Annotated in this window: 23 protein-coding genes and 1 pseudogene; 11 read left to right on the top strand and 13 right to left on the bottom strand. The window is 36.9% G+C overall.

Features of this window, described 5'->3' with window-relative positions:
* Positions 1 to 72 precede the first annotated feature (72 nt).
* The 8 genes from ABXT71_RS01050 to ABXT71_RS01015 all read left to right on the top strand — a co-directional run bounded on the left by ABXT71_RS01050 (position 73) and on the right by ABXT71_RS01015 (position 7438).
* On the top strand, positions 73 to 1800 hold the full coding sequence (locus tag ABXT71_RS01050) for an efflux RND transporter periplasmic adaptor subunit (RefSeq protein WP_415371952.1): 1728 nt from the start codon (positions 73 to 75) through the stop codon (positions 1798 to 1800).
* Between the two features lie 455 nt (positions 1801 to 2255).
* A complete protein-coding gene (locus ABXT71_RS01045) occupies positions 2256 to 2738 on the top strand; it encodes a MarR family winged helix-turn-helix transcriptional regulator (RefSeq protein WP_415371951.1) in 483 nt (160 codons plus the stop codon).
* Positions 2739 to 2942: 204 nt separating this feature from the next.
* Positions 2943 to 3299, top strand: coding sequence for a hypothetical protein (locus ABXT71_RS01040; protein ID WP_415371950.1), 357 nt, complete (start codon positions 2943 to 2945; stop codon positions 3297 to 3299).
* A gap of 201 nt (positions 3300 to 3500) precedes the next feature.
* Entirely contained in the window at positions 3501 to 3692 is a 192-nt protein-coding gene (locus ABXT71_RS01035; RefSeq protein ID WP_415371949.1) for a hypothetical protein, read from the top strand.
* A gap of 50 nt (positions 3693 to 3742) precedes the next feature.
* Positions 3743 to 4549 (top strand): pyrroline-5-carboxylate reductase, encoded by an 807-nt coding sequence (gene proC, locus ABXT71_RS01030; protein WP_415371948.1) that lies wholly within the window; start codon positions 3743 to 3745, stop codon positions 4547 to 4549.
* Position 4550: 1 nt separating this feature from the next.
* Positions 4551 to 5321, top strand: a complete 771-nt coding sequence (gene proB / locus ABXT71_RS01025; protein WP_415371947.1) for a glutamate 5-kinase — start codon at positions 4551 to 4553, stop codon at positions 5319 to 5321.
* A gap of 15 nt (positions 5322 to 5336) precedes the next feature.
* The gene (locus tag ABXT71_RS01020; protein WP_415371946.1) at positions 5337 to 6536 is read left to right on the top strand and encodes a glutamate-5-semialdehyde dehydrogenase; all 1200 of its coding nucleotides are present in this window, start codon (positions 5337 to 5339) and stop codon (positions 6534 to 6536) included.
* A gap of 389 nt (positions 6537 to 6925) precedes the next feature.
* Entirely contained in the window at positions 6926 to 7438 is a 513-nt protein-coding gene (locus ABXT71_RS01015) for an adenine phosphoribosyltransferase (protein WP_415373045.1), read from the top strand.
* Here ABXT71_RS01015 and ABXT71_RS01010 read toward each other — a convergent pair.
* The gene (locus ABXT71_RS01010) at positions 7435 to 7587 is read right to left on the bottom strand and encodes an SsrA-binding protein (protein WP_415371945.1); all 153 of its coding nucleotides are present in this window, start codon (positions 7585 to 7587) and stop codon (positions 7435 to 7437) included. The genes ABXT71_RS01015 and ABXT71_RS01010 overlap by 4 nt on opposite strands.
* Before the next feature lie 291 nt (positions 7588 to 7878).
* On the opposite strand from ABXT71_RS01010, the gene ABXT71_RS01005 reads away from it, so the two are divergent.
* Positions 7879 to 8835 carry a calcium/sodium antiporter gene (locus ABXT71_RS01005; protein WP_415371944.1) on the top strand — a complete coding sequence of 319 codons (957 nt, stop codon included), beginning with the start codon at positions 7879 to 7881 and terminating at the stop codon, positions 8833 to 8835.
* A gap of 36 nt (positions 8836 to 8871) precedes the next feature.
* Here ABXT71_RS01005 and ABXT71_RS01000 read toward each other — a convergent pair.
* The 4 genes and pseudogenes from ABXT71_RS01000 to ABXT71_RS00985 form a co-directional block, all read right to left on the bottom strand.
* Positions 8872 to 9795, bottom strand: a pseudogene (locus tag ABXT71_RS01000) (YpdA family putative bacillithiol disulfide reductase).
* Positions 9796 to 9847: 52 nt separating this feature from the next.
* Positions 9848 to 10507, bottom strand: a complete 660-nt coding sequence (gene rpe / locus ABXT71_RS00995; protein ID WP_415371943.1) for a ribulose-phosphate 3-epimerase — start codon at positions 10505 to 10507, stop codon at positions 9848 to 9850.
* Complete coding sequence (locus ABXT71_RS00990; RefSeq protein ID WP_415371942.1) at positions 10504 to 10905, bottom strand: BLUF domain-containing protein; 402 nt, start codon at positions 10903 to 10905, stop codon at positions 10504 to 10506. The genes rpe and ABXT71_RS00990 overlap by 4 nt, the downstream gene beginning before the upstream one ends.
* A gap of 250 nt (positions 10906 to 11155) precedes the next feature.
* Entirely contained in the window at positions 11156 to 12019 is an 864-nt protein-coding gene (locus ABXT71_RS00985) for an RNA polymerase sigma factor RpoD/SigA (RefSeq protein ID WP_415371941.1), read from the bottom strand.
* Between the two features lie 780 nt (positions 12020 to 12799).
* Here ABXT71_RS00985 and ABXT71_RS00980 point away from each other — a divergent pair.
* A complete protein-coding gene (locus ABXT71_RS00980) occupies positions 12800 to 14092 on the top strand; it encodes an ice-binding family protein (RefSeq protein ID WP_415371940.1) in 1293 nt (430 codons plus the stop codon).
* 200 nt (positions 14093 to 14292) lie between these two features.
* Here ABXT71_RS00980 and ABXT71_RS00975 read toward each other — a convergent pair whose 3' ends face one another.
* From ABXT71_RS00975 to ABXT71_RS00950, 6 genes are all read right to left on the bottom strand, one after another.
* A complete protein-coding gene (locus ABXT71_RS00975) occupies positions 14293 to 14793 on the bottom strand; it encodes a hypothetical protein (protein WP_415371939.1) in 501 nt (166 codons plus the stop codon).
* 287 nt (positions 14794 to 15080) lie between these two features.
* Complete coding sequence (locus ABXT71_RS00970; RefSeq protein WP_415371938.1) at positions 15081 to 17285, bottom strand: polyribonucleotide nucleotidyltransferase; 2205 nt, start codon at positions 17283 to 17285, stop codon at positions 15081 to 15083.
* A gap of 496 nt (positions 17286 to 17781) precedes the next feature.
* Positions 17782 to 18051: a 30S ribosomal protein S15 gene (gene rpsO, locus ABXT71_RS00965; protein ID WP_415371937.1), complete on the bottom strand. Its 270-nt coding sequence runs from the start codon at positions 18049 to 18051 to the stop codon at positions 17782 to 17784.
* A 220-nt stretch (positions 18052 to 18271) separates the two neighbouring features.
* Positions 18272 to 19138, bottom strand: a complete 867-nt coding sequence (accD, locus tag ABXT71_RS00960; protein ID WP_415373044.1) for an acetyl-CoA carboxylase, carboxyltransferase subunit beta — start codon at positions 19136 to 19138, stop codon at positions 18272 to 18274.
* A 41-nt stretch (positions 19139 to 19179) separates the two neighbouring features.
* Positions 19180 to 20247, bottom strand: a complete 1068-nt coding sequence (gene fbaA / locus ABXT71_RS00955) for a class II fructose-bisphosphate aldolase (protein ID WP_415371936.1) — start codon at positions 20245 to 20247, stop codon at positions 19180 to 19182.
* Positions 20248 to 20295: 48 nt separating this feature from the next.
* Positions 20296 to 22878: a BamA/TamA family outer membrane protein gene (locus ABXT71_RS00950; RefSeq protein WP_415371935.1), complete on the bottom strand. Its 2583-nt coding sequence runs from the start codon at positions 22876 to 22878 to the stop codon at positions 20296 to 20298.
* Positions 22879 to 22938: 60 nt separating this feature from the next.
* On the opposite strand from ABXT71_RS00950, the gene ABXT71_RS00945 reads away from it, so the two are divergent.
* Complete coding sequence (locus ABXT71_RS00945) at positions 22939 to 23667, top strand: TrmH family RNA methyltransferase (protein ID WP_415371934.1); 729 nt, start codon at positions 22939 to 22941, stop codon at positions 23665 to 23667.
* Here ABXT71_RS00945 and ABXT71_RS00940 read toward each other — a convergent pair.
* Both ABXT71_RS00940 and ubiE read right to left on the bottom strand, forming a co-directional pair.
* Positions 23654 to 24358 (bottom strand): porin family protein, encoded by a 705-nt coding sequence (locus ABXT71_RS00940; RefSeq protein WP_415371933.1) that lies wholly within the window; start codon positions 24356 to 24358, stop codon positions 23654 to 23656. The genes ABXT71_RS00945 and ABXT71_RS00940 overlap by 14 nt on opposite strands.
* 3 nt (positions 24359 to 24361) lie before the next feature.
* A complete protein-coding gene (ubiE, locus tag ABXT71_RS00935) occupies positions 24362 to 25099 on the bottom strand; it encodes a bifunctional demethylmenaquinone methyltransferase/2-methoxy-6-polyprenyl-1,4-benzoquinol methylase UbiE (RefSeq protein ID WP_415371932.1) in 738 nt (245 codons plus the stop codon).
* Positions 25100 to 25298: the final 199 nt, after the last annotated feature.

Below are 25298 nucleotides of genomic sequence, written 5' to 3'. Positions count from 1 at the left end.
ATGAGCTTTAGCTCAGTTTTAGTGATTGTAAATGCACTCAGATTAAAATCTAAATCAATTAATTAATTAATTATGAAAAAGAACATCTTATATTTCGGTATTGCAGTAATCATAGGGCTATTTGGCGGCTATTTGGTTTTCGGAAATAGTACGGATTTAACTAGTCCAAAAATAACGGATACTCACGACCATATTAGTGAATCAGCAGAACAAATGTGGACCTGCTCTATGCACCCGCATATTATGCTGCCAGAGGCTGGCGACTGCCCTATATGCGGAATGGATTTAATTCCAGCAGAATTCAGCGCCGAAGGTCTAGCGATGAATGAAATAAAAATGACCAAAAATGCAATGGCACTAGCAAATATCCAAACCAGCATTGTAGGGAGCGGCAGCGCATCTGATGACGATGGAATGATTTCATTATCAGGAAAGATTACTACAAATGAAGAGAACAACTCAGTTCAATCAAGTTATTTTGATGGACGCATTGAACGGTTGAATGTAAATTATAAGGGACAAAAATTAAATCAAGGTCAATTGTTAGCCACAATCTATGCGCCAAATCTTATCGCTGCGCAACAGGAACTTATTACAACCGCTTCTTTAAAAGAAGCGCAACCAGCATTATACAAGGCGGTGCGGAATAAATTAAAAAACTGGAAACTTTCAGAAAAACAAATTGATGCTATTGAAGGTTCAGGTAAAGCACGTGAAAACTTTCCTGTTTACGCCACTGTTTCTGGGACCGTTTTAGAAGTAATGGCTAGAGAAGGGGACTATGTAAAACAAGGGCAACCGCTACTTAGGGTGAGCAACTTAAATTCGGTTTGGGCAGCATTCGACGCCTATGAAAATCAAATTTCAGATCTAAAGGTTGGACAAAAAATTAAGGTTGTTAGCACTGCATACGCGAATAAGGAATTTGATGCAACGGTTTCGTTTATCGATCCTATTTTAAATAAGATGACGCGCACCGTAACAGTAAGAGCGACACTTAAAAATACAGATGATCTCTTTAAGCCTGGAATGTTTGTGACAGGTAAACTAGAAGGTGTAACTGCAAATACAGATGAAGTGCTCTCCGTGCCTGCAAGTGCTGTAATGTGGACTGGGGAGCGCTCCCTAGTGTATATAAAGACAAACATCAATGAACCAGTTTTTGAAATGCGAGAAGTGACTATTGGTACTAGGAATGGTGAATATTATACGATTATTGAGGGCTTAAGTGCTGGTGATGAGGTGGTAACCAATGGCACATTTACGGTTGATGCTGCGGCACAACTGCAAGGAAAAAAGTCTATGATGAATAGGGGAAAGGTTGCAGAGCTAAAGGAACCGATGTCTGATATGAAAATGAAATTTTCCGCAAGTTTTCAAAAAGAATTTAAAAAGGTGCTTAAGGGATACTTAGAAATGAAAGATGCTTTTGTGGCTAGTGATGCGACACAAGTTGCGGCCTTCGCAAGGGTAACATCAAAATCATTTAAAGCCATTGCTATAGAGAGTCTGGGAAAAATGGAGCAATCACATAGTAAGAGAAGTATAGATTTGCTTGATGCCATAGGGAGTCATGATGATCTTGAAAACCAACGTGCACATTATGTGATACTAAATGAGAATATAGTCCCTATTGTTATGAATGTTGATAGTCTGGAGGAGCTGCTTTATGTTCAAAAATGCCCAATGGCAAACAACAATAAAGGAGCTGTCTGGTTAAGCACTGAAAAGGATATTCAGAATCCGTATTATGGTGATGCGATGCTTGCCTGCGGAAGTGTGATTGAGGAGATTAAATAAGAAAGCGAAGTGAATTGTATATTAACACGATTAATATGACAACCATCATTTTTTAATTTTTATGACAGGACTATTTTCGTTGTATAAATTTCATAAAAATAAAAAAAATACTCTTACCAACAGGTTTTTCTGTTAATTCAATGAATGCAATCGATTATGCGATGCTTTTTTTTGAAAACTGGAGTGTGATTTCTTTATTCTAAATGTTCAGAAAATGTCAGGATATCTAAGTGATGATCTTGTTTTAGGCTCTAAACTGATAGTGTACATGACAGTATTGCTACAGGTAATAAGAAGGCTATTAATCAATTAAAGGAAACGTAACAATTTTAAAATTAAACAGGCTGTATTCTTATTTACTTTCTACAGAACATAAAGATAATTTTATTAGTGAATGAAAACACTTGTTTCAATTAAATAGGTTTATTTTTGAATACACTAAATGGATATACCTTTTGAAATATATTGACATTATCGTAAAACTCCGTAAAATAATTCGCTCTGTAAATCTTGAAAGCAAAAAGATAGAGAAAGAATTAGGAATAAGCATTCCTCAGCTTTTAGTGCTAAAATACTTATCTGATCAAAACGATTATCGAGCGCTCGCAAAAGATATTAAAGCATACATCAATCTAAATGCCAGTACTGTTTCTGGTATTATCTCCAGATTAGAAGGTAAAAGCCTTGTAGCTAAGCTCCCTAAGCCGGAAGACAGGAGAGCGGTATATATTATTTTAACAGCTAAAGGTGCAGACTTACTTCATAAATCTCCGCCGACGCTTCAGGAGAAACTATCAAAAAGATTAAAAAAGTTAAGCCCTGAGCAAATTGAAGAATTAGATAGAAATATAGAATTACTTACTCAGATTTTGAATGTAGAAGATATGGATGCAGCACCATTACTTACTATAGATGAAATAACAACTAATCCCAAATAATTTATTTCCACTAAGCTTCACATCCTTTAGGACAGGGCATCTACTAAACTTTTGTTTTTTAATAAATGCGAATCAATAGTAGCTTGTTTTATGAGATTTTGCATTAAACACGATAAATAGTTCCTATACGAACTATTTATTGTATTTTGACGCAAACGTCTTATGGCTTAAAAGTCTGAGGCAGATTTACACTAAAACAGATGTATGAGGAATGATGAATATTTAAAGAGGGCAGTTGAGTGGGCCGAAAAAAGAGCCTCCATTTCTCTAAAATCGGTTTCAGAGGGATATGAAAACACTAAAGTTTTTACCAAAAAATCTACTCAAGAAAAATTTCAGGCAGATGTGTCTTTCATCACTGAAGGAGGGGTTAAGCATTATTCAGTAGTAGCTTTAAAAGTTGAAAATCAAAAACAAACAGCTGCAAAGTGGAAGTTGCTAAGTTTACTTGCTTCTATGAAGAGAGGGCAGCTTCATTTATTGACGCCAACTGGTCACAAAGCATTCGTTAAAAAAATAGTTAATAGCCACAATATTAACGCGATAATACATTCGCTCTAGGTTCAAAAGGCGAAAGACAGCTATATTTCAATGGCTGTCGAAAAAAGGGAACAAATAAACGCACTTAAACAGATTTTAAGACACCATGTGCAAGAGCATATAGTGCCTTTAGGAACGTGATTTGTTAGGCAGTGCTTCAGATTAAAATAAACAACAAATTATAGACTTTTCGATTTATTAATAACAACAAGAAAATCCGATATGAAAATTTTTGGTATTAAAAGAAGGACTAAAACAGAAAAACGATACAGTAGAAAAATGGGAATACTGACAACCAGAGTTACCTATATAAAAAAACACTTTTTAGGTTTGCCCATTAAAACACTTCATAAATACAGGGAAACCTATTATGGTCAAGTAAAAAACTGTAGTGACTGTATATTATTTATTTAGCGCGAGTCATATTTATCTTATGAAACAATAAATTAATTTTAAACCATTTTATGAAAGTACTAGTAATTGGAGCGGGCAATATGGGGCTTACCTACGCTGAAGGAATGTCCAAGTCAAAACTGCTCAAAAAGAAAAACATTATGGTGTTGGACAAGTCTGATAAAAAATTGGAACAACTTCATCAAATTTCGCATTTCGATGCATTTAAGGAATTAGAAGATTGTGTCCCAAAAGCAGATATTATTTTTATAGCGGTCAAGCCACATCATGCAGAAGACCTATTTAAAAAAATTCACCCTATGGTCACCTCGGGTCAAATTTTAATTTCGATTATGGCGGGTGTCACCATGGGCGCAATAAAGAATATTTCCGGAGTACATAAAGTAATACGTGCAATGCCAAATTTACCAGCAAAAGTTGGGCTTGGTTTAACAGCGTATGTGGCTTCACCTGAAGTCTCACGAATGGAATTATTAACCGTAGAAAGCTTATTAAACACCACAGGGAAGTCTATTCTTGTTAGTAATGAAAGTTTAATTGATGCGTCTACTGGGATTTCTGGTAGCGGCCCGGCTTATGTGTTTTACTTTATGCAGAGTATGATGGAAGCTGCCTTGCAAATGGGATTTACAAAGAATGATTCTCAAGTTTTGGTTAGTCAAACATTCACAGGTGCCATATCACTGTTTAATCAGTCTAATTTATCTCCCAACTCTTGGATGGAGAAAGTAGCTTCAAAAGGAGGGACAACGCAAGCAGCGCTGGATTCTATGGATGATAATAACGTAAATGAATTAATAAAAGAAGCCGCATTCGCTGCGTTTAGCCGTGCTGTTGAATTAGGTAAAGAAAATTAATATGTACAAAGAAATAATTGTCATTAAGGTAGGTACCAATGTAATGACCAATAAAGACAATAGAATAGTCAGGCCTGTCCTCAGAAGATTGGTCAAACAGATAGCAGAACTCTATGAGCGTGGTATTATATCTATATTAGTTTCATCTGGGTCTGTTATTGCGGGAAAAGAGGTTTTAGGAAATTCTAATATAAAAGATAAAACACAGAAAAGGCAAGTTTATTCTGCCATTGGGCAACCCCGTATGATGAGTCTTTATTATAATCTCTTCCAAGAATATGGGATGAAATGTGCACAAGTACTTCCTACTAAGCGGGATTTTAGTCCAGGAATTCATAGAGAAAATATGATTAATTGTGTCCAAGGATTACTCTCCGAAGGGGTAATTCCTATTGCAAATGAGGATGATGCTGTATCGGTTACCATGTCTATGTTTTCTGATAATGATGAGCTAGCTAGTCTTATTGCAAAATTAATCAATGCAGACAGGCTAATTATTCTTACAGATATTGATGGATTGTATTCGGGTGATCCAGACGCAGAATTTAGTAGTCTTATAGAAAATGTAAACCCAAAAGATGACTTTGATAAGTATATTAAAGACAGTGGCAAAGATGAGGGAGAAGGTCGAGGTGGTATGGGGTCTAAATTAAACTATGCACAACAGACTGCAGCTCAAAGTATACCAACATTCATTGCCAATGGGAAAAAAGAAAATACGATTGTTGATATTATAGAAGGAAAAAGTATTGGGACCAAAGTATCCCTCTAATCAAAAAACATAATAATGAGATTAATACAAACGGAGAAAAAAAATAATGTTTTAAGGTCTATGGAGCGTACTTTAGATGAAAATAGAGCACAACTTCTAGACGCAAACAAAAAGGACCTTGAGGCTTTTAAAAAAGATGATCAGGCGATGTATGATCGTTTACTTATAAATGATAAAAAGATCAACGGAATGATACAGGCAATTATGCAAGTGCGTTCACAAGGAGATCCAATAAACAAGGTGATTACCGATAAGTTGCTAGAAAATGGTCTGCAAGTAGTGAACAAGACAGCGCCTTTTGGGACTATAATGATTATTTACGAGTCTCGACCAGATGTTACCATAGAGGCCGCTGTGCTTGCATTTAAGGCGAATAATAAAATCTTGCTCAAAGGAGGGAAAGAAGCCATACATAGTAATACTATTCTCGTTGATTTATGGCATCAAGCATTACAAGAAAATGGGTTGAGTACAGAATATATCCAGTTTTTAAAGATGGATAGAACAGAGACACAGCAATTTTTAAAAAACCCAACAGAGCAGATAGATTTAATAGTTCCCAGAGGAGGTGAGCAATTGATTACTTTTGTGAAGGAACATGCAAAATGCGCTGTACTAGTAAGTGGTCGGGGCAATAACTTTTTATATGTAGATCAAAATTCAGATTGGGAAGATAGCATTAAGGTTATTCTTGATGCAAAAACTAGTAAAATATCAGCCTGTAATGCTTTAGATAAAATATTGATAAACAAAAACTTATCTAGTTACCACAATAAGATGATTGCTTTGAAGCATATTTTAAAAAACAATGGAGTATCTATATTAGTAGACTCTGATGTTAAAGATGTTTTAAAAGAGGAACAACTTATACCAAAAGACTCACTTTGGGAAAAGGAGTTTTTGGCGATGAAGTGTGTTATTGGATCCGTAGATTCTACAATGGATGCGATTCAAAAAATAAATAAATATTCTGGTGGTCACTCAGCGACTATAATGACAACTAATAATAAAACAGCGTCCCTTTTTATGGAACAGGTAGATTGTGCAGCTGTGTACCATAATGCATCAACCAGATTTACAGACGGTGGTGAGATGGGGGTAGGTGCAGAACTTGCCATTAGTACAGATAAATTACACCATAGAGGTCCTTTAGGTCTTGATCAGTTGGTTACCAATAAATATTATGTCTATGGTAATGGACATATTCGTGAATAAAACATACACTAGTATCTAGAAAACATCTCTATTTAAAATAGAGAATTATACCCGAAAAATCTTTCGTAAATAACTTAATACGACCACTTAAAAAAGCAGGTATTTTAGTGTCTTCGTGAGTATTTAAGATAAAATTCAATCCTTTTTTTAGCGGAGTATTATTTGTGTGATTTGCTCTAATGATAGGGTTTAACATCACAAAATGGTTTAGTTTATAATTTTTATTTATCTTAGTCGAATGGGAGTAGGAGCTTTAGTTTTTGGTAGTGTAGCGGTTTGTCTTTTGTTTGGTCTTGTGGCTAGAATGTTAAAGGACTAATTGTTTGAATTGTAATGTATTACCATCTATCTTTATACGATAGATGCTTTTTTATGCTTTTTTTTCTATGATTGATATTTCAGAATACATACGGGACATTGTAGATTTTCCTAAGCCAGGTGTGGTTTTTAAGGATATTACTCCTTTGCTGTCCAGTCATGAAGCATCACGTGTTTGTCTTGAACAGCTCGTATCTTTGGTTAATAATCAAGAAATTGATAAAGTAGTTGGTATCGAGTCCAGAGGGTTTCTCTTTGGGATGATGCTTGCACAGGAGCTCAACGCTGGTTTTGTGCCTTTGCGGAAACCAGGTAAATTACCCTTTGACACCTACAAAGAACCTTATTCGCTAGAATATGGAATGGATGTGCTTGAGATGCATGAAGATGCTATAAAAAGAGGAGATCGAGTGCTTATTCACGATGATGTGCTAGCTACGGGTGGTACTGCAAAAGCCGCTTGCAATCTAGTAGAAAGAGCTGGAGGTATAGTCGTTCAATGCAACTTTATTATGCAGATAGACTTTTTGAGAGGTGAAGATAAACTTTACAAATACGACTTAGCCTCTGTGCTAAGCTACTAATCTAGCGCATTTTTAGTCACCCACAATTTATAGCCAAAGAGTGCCATCTGAAGCTTTGACGCTTTAGCAAGGTCTACTCGTTTCTTAGTAAAACTAGGGAGCAAGGTTCTATTAAGTTTTGCTAAGGTTTTAAATAGCTGTTTTTTCATGCTACAAACATAGACAAAAAATGCCCTGAAATAAATCAGGAGTCACTTTCAATTACTTTCCAGTATCCATTTGCTTAGATATGATTTGTTCGTTCCCGTAGTAATACCCTGTGAAGACGGTGTTAAAAAACTAAACGAATAGTGCTGTTACCTTTTAAAAACCCATTCAAAAAAAGCATTGATATAAGTGCAGGGGTCGCTGTTTATTGTATGAGCACGCAATTAATTTTGTATTGAATTAAGTATCTTCGCATCTTTAATTCTCCCTTTTGTGAGTACTAGATTTTCCCTATGAGTATTGTTTTTATTATTGCAGGTTTAGCGCTTTTGGTAGTAGGAGGTGAGTTCTTAGTTCGCGCCGCTATAGGCTTGTCTTTTAAGCTCAAATTATCAAAAATGATCATCGGGCTTACCGTGGTTTCTTTTGCGACTTCGGCACCAGAATTATTGGTGAGTATACAGGCTGCCCTCGATGGGTTTAGTGATATCTCCCTCGGAAATGTGATAGGTTCAAACATTGCTAATATAGGATTAGTGCTCGGGATAACAGCTATTATCACGCCGCTAACCATAGATAAAGACTTCTATAAGTTCAACTGGCCTGTAATGATGATTCTGTCTGTGGCGCTTTACTTTATCTTATCAAGCGGTAATGAAATTTCTCAAATTGAAGGAGTTGCTTTATTATTTATTCTAGCCATTTACTTGTACTTGTTAATACGCAGAGCAAGAAGAAAACCTGTTTCTGAAGTTGCTATAGTTGATGAGGTGGATGATGCTTTAGCTACGGTTTCAAATTTTAAGATTGGTATCTGGCTCCTTATTGGTGCGGTAGCGCTTTATTTTGGAAGTACTTTACTAGTAGATGGCGCTGTAGATCTAGCCACAATGCTGGGCGTGAGTGAGCGTGTTATAGCGGTGACAATGATTGCTATTGGTACTAGTGTGCCAGAGTTAGCTGCATCTGTAATTGCTGCTTTAAAGAAAGAAAAAGCATTATCTTTAGGAAATTTAATTGGATCAAATATTTTCAACATTGCTTCTGTTCTCGGGATCACTGCCTTAATACAGCCCATCGTCGTAAATAGTTCTGAAATACTAACAAGTGATATTTGGTGGATGCTAGGTTTTTCAGCGGTGCTAATTCCTTTAGCATTTATTCCAAAAAGATTCGAGATAGGTAGAGTCAAAGGTTTCCTCCTTGTGCTTGCCTATTCTGCTTTTATAAGCACGGCGTTCTTGAATTAATATTTATAACCCAGATTTAGATTTACTGCTAATGACTTAAACAATCAACTTGGCGTGAATTCTAGAGTTTTCTATAAACCATGTATGTGTTTCTTTACCACCACAAATAACGCCTGCTACATATAAATTTTCAACATTGCTTTCCATAGTATCATTACTATACGTGGGGATGCATTTGTCTTTAGAGAGTGTGATTCCTGGTTTTCCTAAGAAATTAAAATTAGGCAGATAGCCTATGAGTGCAATGACAAAGTCATTGGATAGTTTTACAATACCTTCATTAGATTTTATGGTGACAGAGCTGTCTTCAATTTTTAAAATTTATTAAGAGAAATGGGCTTTGATGCTTCCTTCTTTAATACGGTTTTCTATATCCGGTTTCACCCAATATTCCACACGTTCGCCTAAGGCTGGGCCGCGTACAATCATAGTAACGTTTCCGCCCTTTCTGCAGATTTCTAATACAGCTACGGCACTATTACTAGCGCCCACGATACTAATGTCTTTTAATGAATAGGGATGTGCTTCTTTATAATAATGTGAAACATTAGGCAGGTTTTCGCCAGGTACGTGTAGTAGTTTTGGAATGTCATAAAATCCTGTCGCCACGATAACGTGCTTCATTTGATAGTTGTTTTTTTCTGAAATGATAAGGAATCCATCCTTTGACTTTTCAGCAGCAATAACGCCTTCGTACAGTTTTATTTTTAAGTCATCTGCAGTGACAACGTTACGTTAGTATTCTAGCGCTTCGTCATGTTTGGGTTTAGCATTTGTGCTAATGAAGGGAATATGATCAATTTATAACTTCTCTGAAGTAGAAAAGAAGCTCGTTTTTAAAGGATAATTGAATAACGAGTTGGTGAGCGACCCTTTTTTTAATACCACATAATCTAAGTTGTTTTTCTTACACTCTATCGCAGAGGCTATACCTATTGGGCTACCGCCAATAATAAGCATTTAATGTGGTAGTAGAATAGGATGATTATTAATGGTTAGAGAACCATTTTTTTTAACTTAGTAATTTTTTAAGATCTGCAACCGTTTGTGTAGGGTTTTCTGCTCCAAAAACATAACTACCAGCTACGAGTACATCTGCTCCTGCATCTGCTAGTTGTTTTGCATTTTTATTAGTCACTCCACCGTCAATTTCTATTTGGGTGCTAGCTCCTTTTTCATTGATAAGTTTTTTGAGTGCACGAACTTTATCATACGTGTTATCAATAAATTTTTGACCACCAAAACCTGGATTCACACTCATTAAGCATACAAGGTCAATATCTTTTATCGTGTCTTCAAGTAATGCGATACTCGTATGTGGGTTTAAGGCAACACCAGCTTTCATTCCAGCTGCTTTTATAGCTTGCAGCGTGCGGTGAAGGTGTGTGCAAGCTTCTATGTGCACCGTTAATATATTTGCACCAAGATCTGCAAAAGTCTGGATGTATCTATCTGGATCAACGATCATCAAGTGTACATCTACTGTTTTTGTAGCGTGTTTGCTTATTGCTTTTAATACGGGCATCCCAAAAGAAATATTAGGAACAAAAACACCATCCATAATATCAATATGAAACCAATCTGCTTCACTGGCATTAATCATTTCAATGTCACGCTGGAGGTTCGCAAAATCTGCGGCTAAAATAGAAGGGGCAATTAAAGTGTGGCTCATGCTAGTAGAAAGAAAGGTTTGAGAAGACGGTCTAGTTTTTCTGCCGTCGTATTGTGATTTAGACCACGAAGATACTCCTTTATCTCCTTTATTTGAGCATCGGTTCTTACGATATTAAAATCTAAACTGTAGTCTTTAAATACAGGTTGTTTCGTCTCCTTATTGATAATTTCAAACACAGTATGATGGCGGGCATCAAGTTTAATAGTTTCAAACACTTTCTTTACGGCTTTTTCAGAACCTTCTAGTACCTGAAAAAAATCACCCATCATATATAATAAAACCCCTTTAATCCCTAACAGGGTATTTTTTGTATATGCTTTTGCAAAAATGTGTTCAGCTTCTTCATTGGAGAGACCTTCCTGGGACTTGCTAAAATAACAGATCGTAAAATTCATAATAAAGAAATTTGGTTTTGCTCAAGTATAAAGATAATAAGAAATCATATCTAAAAGGATTATTATTCATAGCACTTTTAAAGTGCAAAAAAAAACCTCCGGTAATCAGCCGGAGGTCATTCATCAATCAAAAAACGAACAGTTTTAATCTCAGCCTAGGCCTCGATCTATATACTGTCGTAGCGTTTCATTGATACTGTATTTCTAAAATGACTTAGGCTTCAGAAACTATCAATGTAGACAAGCTCGCTTAGCCTAAATACGTTTTAAGTATGGTGCTTCTAGAAATGTGTTTTAATCTTCTAACCGCCTTTTCTTTAATTTGGCGCACGCGCTCCCTTGTTAAATCAAAGGTTTGTCCTATCTCTTCTAGCGTCATAGAATGTTGATCGGCAAGGCCAAAATAAAGACGTATCACATCTGCCTCCCGTGGTGTTAATGTTTCTAGTGCGCGTTCAATCTCTGTACGCAATGACTCGTTTAAAAGGGCTTTATCTGGATTAGGAGATTCTCCACTGCGCACAATATCGTACATATTATAATCTTCACCTTCCATAAGTGGTGCATCCATGGACACAGACCGGCCAGAGTTTTTCATCGACTCTTTTACATCGTTAATGGTCATATCTAGCTCCTTGGCAATTTCATCCGGGCTTGGCGGACGCTCGTGTGCTTGTTCTAGGTGGGCAAAAGCTTTTTTAATCTTATTGATGCTTCCTATCTTGTTAAGAGGTAGACGCACGACGCGAGATTGCTCTGCCAATGCTTGCAAAATAGATTGTCTAATCCACCATACTGCGTACGAGATAAATTTAAAACCACGTGTCTCATCAAAACGTTGCGCAGCTTTAATTAAGCCTAGATTTCCTTCATTAATAAGATCTGGAAGCGTTAAGCCTTGGTTTTGGTATTGCTTGGCTACCGAAACCACAAAACGAAGATTCGCTGTTGTTAGTTTCTTTAATGCGCCCTGGTCACCGGCTTTAATTTTTAGAGCCAGTTCTACCTCTTCTTCAGCAGTAATGAGGTCTATTTTCCCTATTTCTTGTAAGTATTTATCAAGCGATGCAGTCTCTCTATTAGTAACCTGCTTGGAAATCTTAAGTTGTCTCATTTATCAAATAAAAATTTGGGAACACAAAAGTGTGTCTCTCGGTTGTACGTAAGAAAGCGACAAAAGGTTACAGAAGAATTAAAATTTTTCATCTAGTTTTTTTTTCTACTTCTTCAAAAAAATAGAAGAGGCAGAAATCAATCAAGTCTTAGATTTAGCCAGTTTTTCAAATTGCGAGTTGGTAAAAGACCCAGAATAATAATAGCTTATAAACATAGCTATGAAATTATAGAGAGCGTGTCCTTAGCTTTTAAATATAGGTAAGGTCACCTTATAGAAAAAATAATATTTTATAATGACACCGAGAGGATTGAAATTAATGGAGAATTAATAGCTGCAAACAGATGCAGGGATAAAATTAATGTATTTAGTTCTCAATTTATGGTTATTTCATAAGCAAAGAAAGCGCCTCAAATAGGTATCGCCGCTGCGTAAAACTCGAAGTGTAAGAGATAAGGTAGATTTAAAAAAGGGCTAGAAGTATTCCAGGCCTTTTTTTTATAGTATATTTTTGCCAAAGGGCTCGTATCATATTAGTGATTATATACAGACTCTTAATTGTTGTCTGATTAAATAAGCTTCACATTCTTTATTAGCCCTATTGTCTTGATTTAAGGTCCTAGTTTTACTTTTTGTACAGAGCATACGGATTACTCAGGATTTAACAAATAAAAATATTTTATTCGATAAGATGCATATAAATTAGATGTAAGGTTATTTTTTTAGTATAATTGCGTAACCAAACAGTTAATTTTTTTTATTTAAACAAAAACTAATATTATGAAAATTTTTCGGAAATATTTTTTACTACTGCTTACCGTACTACCTGTGAGTAGTCTTTATGCTCAAGTAGGGGTTGGGACAACAACACCTGACACTTCATCTATCTTAGATGTTTCTTCTACAAGCAAGGGTTTATTAATGCCTCGATTAACCACGACAGAAAGAGATAATATCACACTCCCAGCGACGGGCTTAATGATATTTAACACCACCTTAAATGATGGCCAATTAAATACGGGAACTCCCTCGGCACCTATATGGATAGGAGTTAAAAGGCGTAATGAATCTATGATTGATTCTGCTTTTTTTGGTGATAACATTAGTACCACAGGTACGGTGGCTTCAGTTGTGCCGGGCATGACAAAAACAGTGGGAATAGGTACATATGCCGTTTCTTTTAATGCTCAGCATTTGACTACTGTAGTCAATCATGCGTTCAATACAAACGAAGGTATAATTGATGTAGACTTGATTTATCAAGACTTAAAAACCTTAACGGCTACTAACTTATCTCATTCTCTTGTTTTTGGTAATAGTAGTCCTGGTGGAGAGATTTTACCACCAGGAGTTTATGATGTAACGGGATCAGCATCGGTTGCTGGGACACTCGTGTTCGACGGTGGTGGAGATCCAAACGCAATGTTTGTTATTAGAAGTACGGGTCCATTAACTACGGGCGTTGGTACTACAGTAACGTTAACAAATGGAGCAAGCGCGAATAATATATTTTGGGTTTCTGAACAACCAATGTCAACAGGTGCTAACTCCATATTTAAAGGATCATTAGTGTCTCGAGCTGGAGCGATTTCATTAGGAGTCGGCACAAGTATGGTGGGTAGGATGTTTACAAAGAGTGGAGCTCTAAGTGTTGGGGCGAGTTGTATTCTTGCAATGCCAACAGGTGTTTCCCCTATTGACTTAAGGAGACTCGAAAATTTTGTGATGTTTACCACTAGTGGCGCGGTTTCATCTGATGCAAGTTCTACGATCACGGGGGATATAGGTACAGGAATCGGAGCTATGGCAATTGCAGGTACGCACCACGGAAATGAATTTCCTCCAGGAACAACAGCAAGCGACGAAACAAAGACGACGTACAGTATTTATCAAAATGGAACTGAAGTAGTTAATTCTAGTAGGACGGTTGTTTCACTGCACTCCGTAGTGTCTCTCCAAGCAATGGTTACAACGGTAACGTCAGGGGAAGTGATTGAAGTGCGTTGGCAAGTGAATTCTGGTGAAGCGACACTTGATAATAGAAACCTATTGTTGACTCGTTCAGACTTATAATTGAGCGAAGTTTAAAATAGCTACATTTGTTGTATGTACAACTATACTTGCTTTAAATGTGTATCATTTATGTGGTGCAAATTTCAGAAAATAATTTGTAAAAAAAACTAGCGATTTGAGGTAACACTCGAATCGCTAGTTTTTTTATATGCCTAAAGTTTAGTTTAGCCTTTGTAAAAGAATGTTCTTCTAAAAGAATATTAAATACCTAATATTTTAGCATCTACAAAGAATACAGAGTTGATGTCAATTGTGTGGTCTGATGTTATTAATTCGTCAGTTACTGTTTCTACTCTCAGGGTAAATTTATCTTCTTTTAGATAGTTTTGCAAATCATCACTAGACGTGTTTAATTCAATAAGGTTGTCAGAATTTGAAGGGATAACTTCTTTCCAAGCCATCCTTGCTTCGGGTTGATCTTCTGCTGAAATAAATGTTTCAATAGATTTTAAAAAATCGAAATTCCCATTAGACGGCGATTTGATCTCTAAGATCATGGAACTAAGTTCAATATGTTCTATTAGATCCCTATGCGTATTGTTGTTTTCAAAAGCTGACTCAGAATTAGAATTAATATCTGGAGTATATACATTGAATAGCAGATCAACTAATACAGAAGATTCGATGACTCCCTCTTCATTATAGGTAATATCAAATTGAGTTAATTGGTCCAGCTTGTAACAGGCAAACAGGAATGTCAAAAGGACAAGGGATGCTATTAATTTAAATTTTTCATATAGGTTTTGTTAGTGTATAGCGTTTTGTCAGTGTAAAGTTGTGGTGATGTATACGATAGTACAGCTGCGGAAAATAAGACCTAACAAAAATAAGGGCCTTTATTTTAGGGATTTATAAGTTTTCTAACTTATAGTTAGATTTCAAACTCATCAAGTTTTCGAAGCATAAAAAAAGCACTTCTCCTAAAGGAAAAGTGCTTTTGAATTATATACTAGTAAAGACCAACTCGTTGCACGAGCTTAGGCTAGGACTAATCTCTCTTTCTATCGTCTCTTCGTGGTGGACGACGATCGCTACTGCTACGTTCTCTTGGTGCAGGTGCTACATAGCCTTCTGGCTTTTCTAGCAATGCCTTACGAGATACTTTCTCTTTGCGAGTGCGTTTGTCAAGACCAAAGTATTTTACATCAAACACATCGCCCATTTTCACAACGTCGCTTACGTTTTCTGTACGTTCCCAAGCGAGCTCAGATACGTGTAATAATACTTCGTTTCCTGGAGCTTCCATATACTCTACAACAGCGCCAAAATCTAACATCTTGATTACTTTTACTTCGTATGCAGAACCTACAGTAGGCTTAAATGTGATCGAATCAATTTTAGCTAATACTTGGTCAATTCCGTCTTGTCCTGTTCCTAAGATTTCAACAATTCCTTCTTCTGTTACTGGGTCTTCGTTTATTACGATAGTACATCCAGTTACTTTTTGAAGTTCTTGTATCACTTTTCCTCCTGGTCCAATTAATGCACCAATGAATTCATTAGGAATACGAACAGATACCATTTTTGGAGCGTATTCTTTTACGTCCTCACGTGGCGTAGCGATTGTTTCAATTATTTTTTCAAGAATATGTAAACGACCATCTCTTGCTTGCTTTAATGCAGCAACAAGAATCTCGTAGCTTAATCCTTTTACTTTAATATCCATCTGACAAGCTGTAATACCATCTGCCGTTCCGGTTACCTTAAAGTCCATATCTCCTAAGTAATCTTCATCACCAAGGATATCGGTAAGTACTGCGTACTTGCCAGTAGACGCGTCAGAGATAAGTCCCATTGCGATACCAGAAACTGGCTTGATCATTTGGATACCTGCATCCATCATAGCCATTGTTCCAGCACATACTGTTGCCATAGAAGAAGAACCATTAGATTCTAATACTTCACTCACTACACGTACTGTGTAAGGACAATCTGCTGGTACCATTCCTTTTAATCCACGTTGTGCAAGGTTACCGTGACCAACTTCTCTACGAGAGGTTCCACGTATAGGTCTTGCTTCACCTGTACAGAAAGGAGGGAAGTTATAATGAAGGTAGAAATTCTCTTCACCTTCAAATGATGGCATATCTATTTTGTTTGCATCTCTAGAAGTTCCTAAAGTTACAGTAGCTAGTGCTTGCGTTTCGCCACGTGTGAAAACAGCAGAACCGTGCACAGATGGTAAGTAATCAATCTCACACCAGATGTCACGTACTTCATCAGTCTTACGACCATCTAAACGTAAACCTTCGTTTACCGTAAGGTCACGAACTGCAGCTTTTTCAGCTTTTCTGTAATAGTCAGAAACTAAACCACCGTACTCTTCTAATTCTTCGTCAGAGAATGATGCTTTTACTTCTGCTTTAATATCAGCAAATGCGGCAGTACGTTCTTGCTTCGTAGATCCAGCTTTTGCAACTGCATATACTTTGTCATACGCCATGTCGTGTACTCTCTTCACTAGCTCTTCATTATCAGGAGCTTCTTCATAGTCACGAACTTTTTTTCTACCAAAGGCATCAGCTAAACGGTGTTGTGCGTCAATCTGAAGTTTAATAGCTTCGTGTGCAAACTTGATAGCTTCGATCATTTCTTCTTCAGAAATCTCGTCCATTTCACCTTCTACCATCATTACAGAATCAGAAGATGCACCGATCATCATATCGATGTCAGACTCTTCAAGTTGTGCTCTAGTAGGGTTGATTACAAACTTTCCGTCAATACGTCCTACTCTTGCTTCAGAAATAGCGCATTCAAAAGGGAAATCTGATAATTGGATTGCTGCAGATGCGGCAAGACCTGCCATTGCATCTGGCATAACGTCATCATCGTGAGACATTAATTGAATCATTACTTGCGTTTCTGCGCTGTAATTTTTCGGGAATAATGGACGTAGTACACGATCCACCAAACGCATTGTCAATACTTCACCATCACTAGGTCTCGCTTCTCTTTTAAAGAAACCACCTGGGTAACGTCCTGCTGCCGCAAATTTCTCACGATAGTCAACTGTGAGTGGTAAGAATGGTAAATCTTTTTGCTCGTAGTTAGAAACTACAGTACAAAGCATCATACATTTTCCAGACTGAACCACTACGGATCCGTGTGCTTGTTTTGCTAATTTTCCGGTCTCGATAGAAATTTCTCTACCATCGCCAAGGTCAATGACCTCTCTAAATACTTTAGGTATCATAAAACTTAAGTTTTACTCCTCACTTCGACTACGCTCAGCGTAAACTAGAGTGGGAGACTTTTCAAGCTGTCAATAATAGACAACAAGAAAAGACATTAATAATTGGTCAACAATTGGTTCTCAATTGAAGTGTTGTTGTGTTGTTGTGGCGTATCATTTGTTTATTGGAACTGCAATAGTAGAAGATGAAAATTTTTGTGTTTAGGCGAAAAAGAAAATCTAAGCATAGCATCGCTATGGTTCTATTTTATTTTGAAGTTTAACGCAAAAAGGACATTTTAAACAAGCAATTTCAATGAGCTAATGGTACTAGGACCAATGAAAAACTAAGGGTAGTCTTTTAGGTATTTAATGAACGTTTCGGTTTTTAATTTATTCTCTTTTCCGAAGCAGAGATAATGCTATTTTTTCCAGATTCTGAATTAAATTCAAAACAAGTCAAGTATAGAGTAGTACTAAATAATAAAGGAGGCGCTAGCCTCCTTTATTAGAAATATTATTTACGTAAATTAAGTTCAGCAACGATTGCTCTGTAACGTAATACATCTTTCTTCATTAGATAATCTAATAATGAACGACGCTTACCTACTAGCATTACTAGAGAGCGTTCTGTGTTATAATCTTTGTGGTTCTTTTTAAGATGTCCAGTTAAATGCTCAATTCTGTAAGTGAATAAAGCGATCTGTCCTTCTGCAGAACCTGTGTCTGTTGCAGATTTTCCGTGTTTCTTGAAAATGGCTGCTTTTTCTTTTGGGTCTAAATACATGCTAATATTATTTTAATGATTTTTATGTATGAATTACGTATATCACAATTCGGCTGCAAAAATACTATTTTCTTATGATATAGTGATACTTACAACCTTTTTTCTGAAATATTCATCTCATTATATTTTCTGAAGAAAACAAAAATCCTTTCTAACATTTAGATAAAAAGGATTTTAGATTGTAAAGTGCTCTGAACTGTTACCGCAACTGCTTATTAACTTAAGCCGTTTTCCCTCTTAAGGCCCTGTTCAAGACGAGATCAAGATATAAGTTCACCTTATGTTTCATGTCTTTACGGTGCGATATAAAATCTAAGAAACCGTGTTCTAGTACAAACTCTGCACTTTGAAAACCTTCTGGCAAATCTTTTCCTGTCGTGTCTTTAACAACTCTTGGTCCTGCAAAACCTATTAAGGCTCCTGGCTCGCTTATGTTAATATCACCCAGCATCGCAAAAGAAGCCGTTGTTCCTCCTGTGGTTGGGTCTGTACATAAAGAGATATAAGGAATTCCTGCATCTGCCAGTTGAGCTAATTTCGCACTCGTTTTTGCAAGTTGCATGAGCGATAAGGCTGCTTCCATCATACGGGCACCTCCGGATTTACTAATTAATAAAAATGGAATTTTATTTTTAAGTGCGTGATCTGCTGCGCGGGCAATTTTCTCACCTACAACACTCCCCATAGAACCACCAATAAAGCGAAAGTCCATACAAGCGATCACAAGATCTGCTCCATTAGATTTTCCTACTGCGGTTCTAACAGCGTCCTTTAGGCCTGTGTTTTTTTGTGCCGCTTCAAGTCTGTCAGAGTATTTTTTAGTGTCGACAAAGCCCATTGGATCTTTAGAGGTTAGATTTGCATCTAGCTCATCAAACTTATTGTCATCAAAAAGTATTGAAAAATACTCGTGACTTCCCACTCTTACGTGGTATCCATCTTCGGGACTCACATAAAAGTTTTTTTCTAGCTCTTCTGCATCTACTACTTTCCCGGTAGGAGATTTATACCATAAGCCTTTAGGTACATCCTTTTTTTCTTCTGTTGGAGTATTAATTCCTTTTTTTGTTCTTTTAAACCAAGCCATATCTTCTTCGATTGCGGGGATATCTTGTTGCATATATCCGGTTAAAGTGTATTCACGTTGTTAAGATCTTCAAAGGCTCTTGTGAGTCTAGCCTTGAATGTTAGTTCGCTTTCACGCAGCCATTTTCTTGGGTCGTAATATTTTTTATTAGGTATATCATCCCCATCAGGGTTTCCTATTTGCTTCGCTAAATAATCTTGATATTTTAAGATGTAATCTCTAGCGCCTTCTGTGTAGGCGTATTGAAGATCTGTGTCAATGTTCATCTTGATCACACCATATCCTATCGCTTCACGTATTTCTTCTACAGTAGAACCACTCCCTCCGTGAAACACAAAGTCTATTGGGTTTTCTCCTGTATTGTATTTTTTCTGAACGTATTCCTGAGAGTTTTTTAAAATCTTTGGAGTTAGTTTTACGTTTCCTGGCTTATAAACGCCGTGCACATTTCCGAAGGCAGCAGCAATGGTGAATTGATCACTAACCTTCATTAACTCTTCATAGGCATAAGCTACTTCTTCTGGTTGCGTATATAATTTTGAGACATCTACGTCGCTATTATCTACACCATCTTCTTCACCACCTGTAATCCCAAGTTCTATCTCGAGTGTCATTCCCATTTTACTCATACGCTTAAGGTATGATTTGCAAATTTCGATGTTTTCTTCAATAGGCTCTTCGCTTAGGTCAATCATATGCGAACTGTACAATGGTTTGCCAGTTTCTGCATAAAATTTTTCACCTGCGTCAAGTAAACCGTCGATCCAAGGTAATAGTTTTTTTGCACAATGATCTGTGTGTAGGATTACGGTTGCGCCATAAGCCTCCGCCATCATATGTACGTGTTTTGCTCCTGATACTCCACCAACAATTGCTGCTTTGTGGTTGTCGTTTGCAAGTCCTTTTCCAGCCATAAATACACAGCCTCCATTTGAGAATTGTACAATTACAGGGCTGTTAAGCTCTGCTGCTGTTTCAATAACAGTATTTACTGTGCTTGAGCTCGTAACATTTACTGCTGGCATAGCAAAGCCTTTTTCTTTTGCGTAGGTATGTATTGCTTGTATTTCCTTGCCTGTGGCAACTCCTGGTTTGATGGAATGACTCATATTGTTGGTTGTCTTTGTTTAGTTACAATTAGGGACAAAAATAGCAAATTAAAATGGGTAATTGATCCCAATGTTTAACACGGACTCTCTTAATGAAAAGTTTTTAAACCAGCGCTCCCCTTCTGACAAAGCAGGATCGTGTGTTTTAAAGCCTAAGTCTAGTCTAAACACAAAGAATCCAAAATCATATCGAACCCCTGTTCCTGTTGCGATGGCGAGCTCTTTGAAGTCTTTTATTCCATCAAATTTAAATTCTGAAGTATCCAGATCGTCATAGATATTCCAGATGTTTCCTGCATCTATAAAAAACACTCCTTTAAACGCGCCTAAGATAGTAAAGCGATATTCTGCATTTAGTGCGACTTTAAAGTTGGCTTCATTAAAATCTAAAATGCTTCCGCTACTTCCTGGTCCTAGATCATAAGGACGCCACCCTCTATTGTCATTTGCTCCACCGGCAAAATAACTACGGGTAAAAGGAATACTGTTGCTATTACCATAAGGGATTGCAATCCCGGCAAATGCCCTTGTTGCCACGACACTACCATTAGGGAGTTCCCAGTGTCTAGTGATTTCTGTTTCTATCTTTCCGTACTGTGAAAAAGCTACCCCGAATATTTCTTTCTGTCCAGCTGTATTGGTAGCTAGATTTGCGCCTTTAGAAAGTAGGGATAAGATCCCGCCGGCACTTTCTAGTTTTACACGAAGACGGGTAAAGTCTTTGTCAAAAAGATTGCTACGTGTGTCTCTTAGAAAAGTAAAATTTGATGCAAAAATAAGATTGTTCTCTGTAAGTCGTTCTTGACGTTCGCGGATGCTTAAGATTTCGCTAAAAAGATCTGGAGTGAGTGCAAGGTTATCCAGCGTACCTGTAAGCACACCTGTCGTGAAAAAATCTGCCTCATTAAACCCAGTTCCATCTGCTGGAAGGACCAACTGGGGGTTTGCGCCATTGTCAATAAAGTCATAGTTTACCTCTTGTGCAATCTCGTTTAATCGTTGAAACGAACTGCGATAGACGTTAAAGTAATTATCAGGATTCACGTTTCTCACAAACTGAACATTAAAAAAGTCTAGACGGTACTTACGCGCTTTTGAGGGTTTCCAGCTATAATTATAAACTCCATTAAAGGTCTGCCTATCTAGCCCAATGTTTTTTTGAGAACTAAAACCCGCACTTACATTAGTACTGGGTGACATATATTTAGGGATTACCTTATCTGTTTTAAAAGGAGATAAAATACGAGGGAAGGATAGTTTAACATCTCCACCAAATTCAAAAATGTTAAAAAAATTGCTGTTTTCTGCCACGTCATTTGAAGAACCTAGGCTTCCTCTAGCGCTAATCTCTAATGTTTCTGCACCTTTAAAAATGTTCCTGATAAACATACTCCCACTACCTCCTATACCTATTTGCTGGATAGCGGACGTATAGGTGTCAAAGTCTGCACCTAAGGTGTATTTTTCTCTTGGTGTTAATAATAGGGTCGCTATTAATCCAGTGCCCGTACTATCTTTTGGGTCTTCTTGATAGCTAATGTTGGGGTATTTAAAAATCTTAAGGTCACTAATCTGGTTATAGGTTAGTGTACGGTCTATGTCTTTAAAGATAGCATTTGGCTGTATAGAGACGGCGTCTGCAATCGCCTTAGGTTTAAACTTTAAATCGTCATAGCTGTAGAGTTCGTACCCTTTATATTTAGCAGAATCTTGAAAAACTGTTTTGTCTTTATTGTCAAAGGTGAAGTCTGTCACAATCCTTACTTTATTAACTGAGTAAATCTCAAAAGGGGCAGTGCGTGTACTATCGCCTTCTTCAATCTTTCTATCTGGAATGATATACTTCATGTTTGCCTTGTGCTCAGTTTTTACAGTGTCTCCTTCAAATGTGATGTACTCCTGGTCAAAGTGATATACTCCAGAGTTTCTAAACTCAATAGTTAATCGATCCCGCTCATTATTAAAATCGTTCGCGCTGTACTGTACTCCGCTTTTTAAAAAAGTTTGTGATCTAGTTTTTTTAAATAAAGAGTCAATCACTGGCGAAGTGATATCGGCTTGTATAGAGCCTACGATATAGGGTTTAAAGCGCTGTACTTGATAATTAATAGCTGCTCTTTTTTCTTTCTTTTCAATAGGAACTACTGTTGCTGTTGCCTTCGTGTTAAAATAGCCAAAGCTGGAATAGTACCTTTTTAAGCGTTCCAACGATTTCTTGGTTCTCACTTCAGAGATTATCGTCGGGGCATCTCCAGTTTCTTTTAGCCAATTATTAATTCCTATTTTGCTAGAGTCTAGTTTTATTACTTGTTTTTCTGACAAGAATTTTACTAGATTTTCCTTTCTATTTGGTTTACGGTACAACCAATCTTGGAACGTAGAATCTGGATTAGGCTCTGCTATATTGTATATGTGAAGTCCTAATGGATAATTGATAATCGGAATTGTTGGATTTGGTTTTTGTGCAAGTTGGCTCAATACTCCAAACGCTGTAACTTCTTCTCCATCTACATTGATTACATTTTCAGTGAGGAGGTATTTGCCGTCTGGAACCCGTTTTACAGCATTACAACCATAAAGAAATAGTGCAGTTAAGAGAATTAATGATATTTTTGTAAGGTCTGCGCGCAATACGGTTTGTGGACTTTAATTTGCCATATCCAGTATGGTACTAGCAAAAATAAGCTAATTTTGATAAGTAAAAGTCAATTAAAATTAATAACGAGTCTTTCTAAAAAAAAGTACCGTGACCAGCATGGTTTTTTTATTGCTGAAGGGCCAAAAGTGATTGCAGAGTTCATCGCAGAAGGTCTTGAGATGCAGCTGCATTTTACTTCAGAAATAGTAAAGAATGAAACCTCGGTTTATCACCAGATTACTCCCCAAGAATTAAAAAAAATAAGCAATCTTACCAACCCAAATACGTCTCTTGCCGTGTTTAAATTTCCGAAGCAGAAAGCTAATGAAAACAAAGGAATATGCCTTGTGCTGGATGGAATTCAAGATCCGGGAAATCTCGGGACCATTATAAGATTGTGTGATTGGTTTGGGGTATCTCAACTTGTTTGCTCCACAGATACGGTAGACTGTTTTAACCCAAAAGTGGTGCAGGCCACGATGGGTTCTCTAGCGAGACTCTCCATACAATATGGAGATATTGAGCAAAAACTTTCTACAACTATGCTGCCTATTTATGGCGGGGTTTTAGAAGGGAGCTCTGTGTATTCAGAAAAAATAGAAGAGGATTGTTATCTGGTGGTAGGTAATGAGGGTAATGGTATTTCAGAAAAAATAATAGGGCTCTTGACGCATAAAATTACGATCCCGCAATACGGTGCTTCTCAAAAAACGGAAAGTCTTAATGTGGCAACCGCTGCTGCAATTTTACTAAGTGAGGCAATGCGCCCTACTGGAAAGTAAAATTAACAAAAAGCCCTCGCGATCCCATTTTTGCAATGTTACTTGTGTAAGCACTATTTGGATTTTCATCTCTAACGAGCTCATCACTTGTGGCAAATACGCCACGAATAGATGGTGTAAACTTAAAGTAGAAAAGATAAAAGTCTATCCCAAAACCAAGCTCAAAATAGGAAGTGTTTTTTTTCATTCTAAACTGACCTTCACCATTATCTTCTGGATTGTCTTGATTGCTAGATAGATTTAAAGAAGTAGAAACTCCTCCCACGATAAATGGCTTAAAATTATTGATTCTTTTTGTAGAAAACTTCACTAATAAAGGCACGTGAATATAGGTGGATTGCAGCGAACGTAAGCGGTCGTTTTCTTCTTCAAATTGACGATACAAGAGATCCCGCTGCGTAAAGTAAAGGCCTGGTTCTAGTCTTAGATTGACATATTTATTAATACGCAAATCACCTATAAGACCTACATTAAAACCTCCTGTGCTGTTTACAACAACATCTGTTTCTGGGCCTAAGTCTTGCTCATAGTCAAAATTAAAATCATACGTATTGAAACCAAGAAAATAACCCCAAGTAAGAAGTTTCTTGTCAAACGTTTCTAGATTAGTGACACGTTCTTTGCTAAATAACTGAGCATTAGCGCTCTGAGCTAAAATGGCGAATGCAAAAATGAATAAGTACCTTTTCATATATTATTTGGTAGCACTATAAATAGTAGCTACTCCTAGCGTTTGCGGTTTGTATTGCACTTCTTTAAACCCTATTTTCCGTAAAATATTGTTGAGCTTTTCTCCAAAAGGGAAAACAGAGGCGCTCTGACTTAAGTAACGATACGCTACCTTGTCTTTTGAAAACAGTTTTCCTATTAACGGCAAGACCGCTTTAGAATATACAAAATAGCCTTGCTTAAATGGAAACTTAGTAGGTACTGAGGTTTCCAGAATGACAAAAATTCCTCCTGGGGTTAAAACCCTTAAAATTTCGGCTAAACCCTTTTCTAAATTTTGAAAATTACGAATCCCAAAAGAAACCGTAATCGCTTCAAAGCTATTATCATCAAAAGGCAGTGCTTCACTATCGCCTTTAATAAAATCTATTTGTTTTTCTAAGGGAGTGCCTATTAGTTTTTTTCTTGCCATAGAGAGCATCCCTTCAGATAAGTCGAGACCTACAATTTTTGTTGATGGTAAACGCTCCGCAAATTGTAAGGCGAGATCGCCCGTCCCTGTGGCAATATCAAGATAAGAAGAAGGCCGATTTTCTGTAATCATATCGATTACTTTTCTTCTCCATTTTTGATCAATACCCATAGAGATGACACGGTTAAGACCATCGTAGTTGCCAGAGATGTTGTCAAACATTTCTTCTACTTGTTCTTTTTTAGATCCTTGGTGATCTTTGTACGGTGTTATAGGATTTTCTTTTTTCATTTCGGCTGCAAAATTACGTACTTTTTAGAGAATAGTTGCACGTACACAAGGGTTTGTAATTTCAATTTATTATTTATTTCCATGACTAACCAGTTACGGCTCAAGAGCCACGATACAAGCGTTTATTTTTTTTACTAAAACGTCTCCTAGCTAAATTAAAGGCAAATACCATTAAAGCATACGGGGTAATTTGTACCTT

Origin of the sequence: Patiriisocius sp. Uisw_047, from assembly GCF_047730165.1 — a bacterium.
GTDB lineage: Bacteria > Bacteroidota > Bacteroidia > Flavobacteriales > Flavobacteriaceae > Patiriisocius.
Note: the sequence above shows the minus strand (reverse complement) of the source record. Positions and strands in the feature narration are given on the sequence as shown.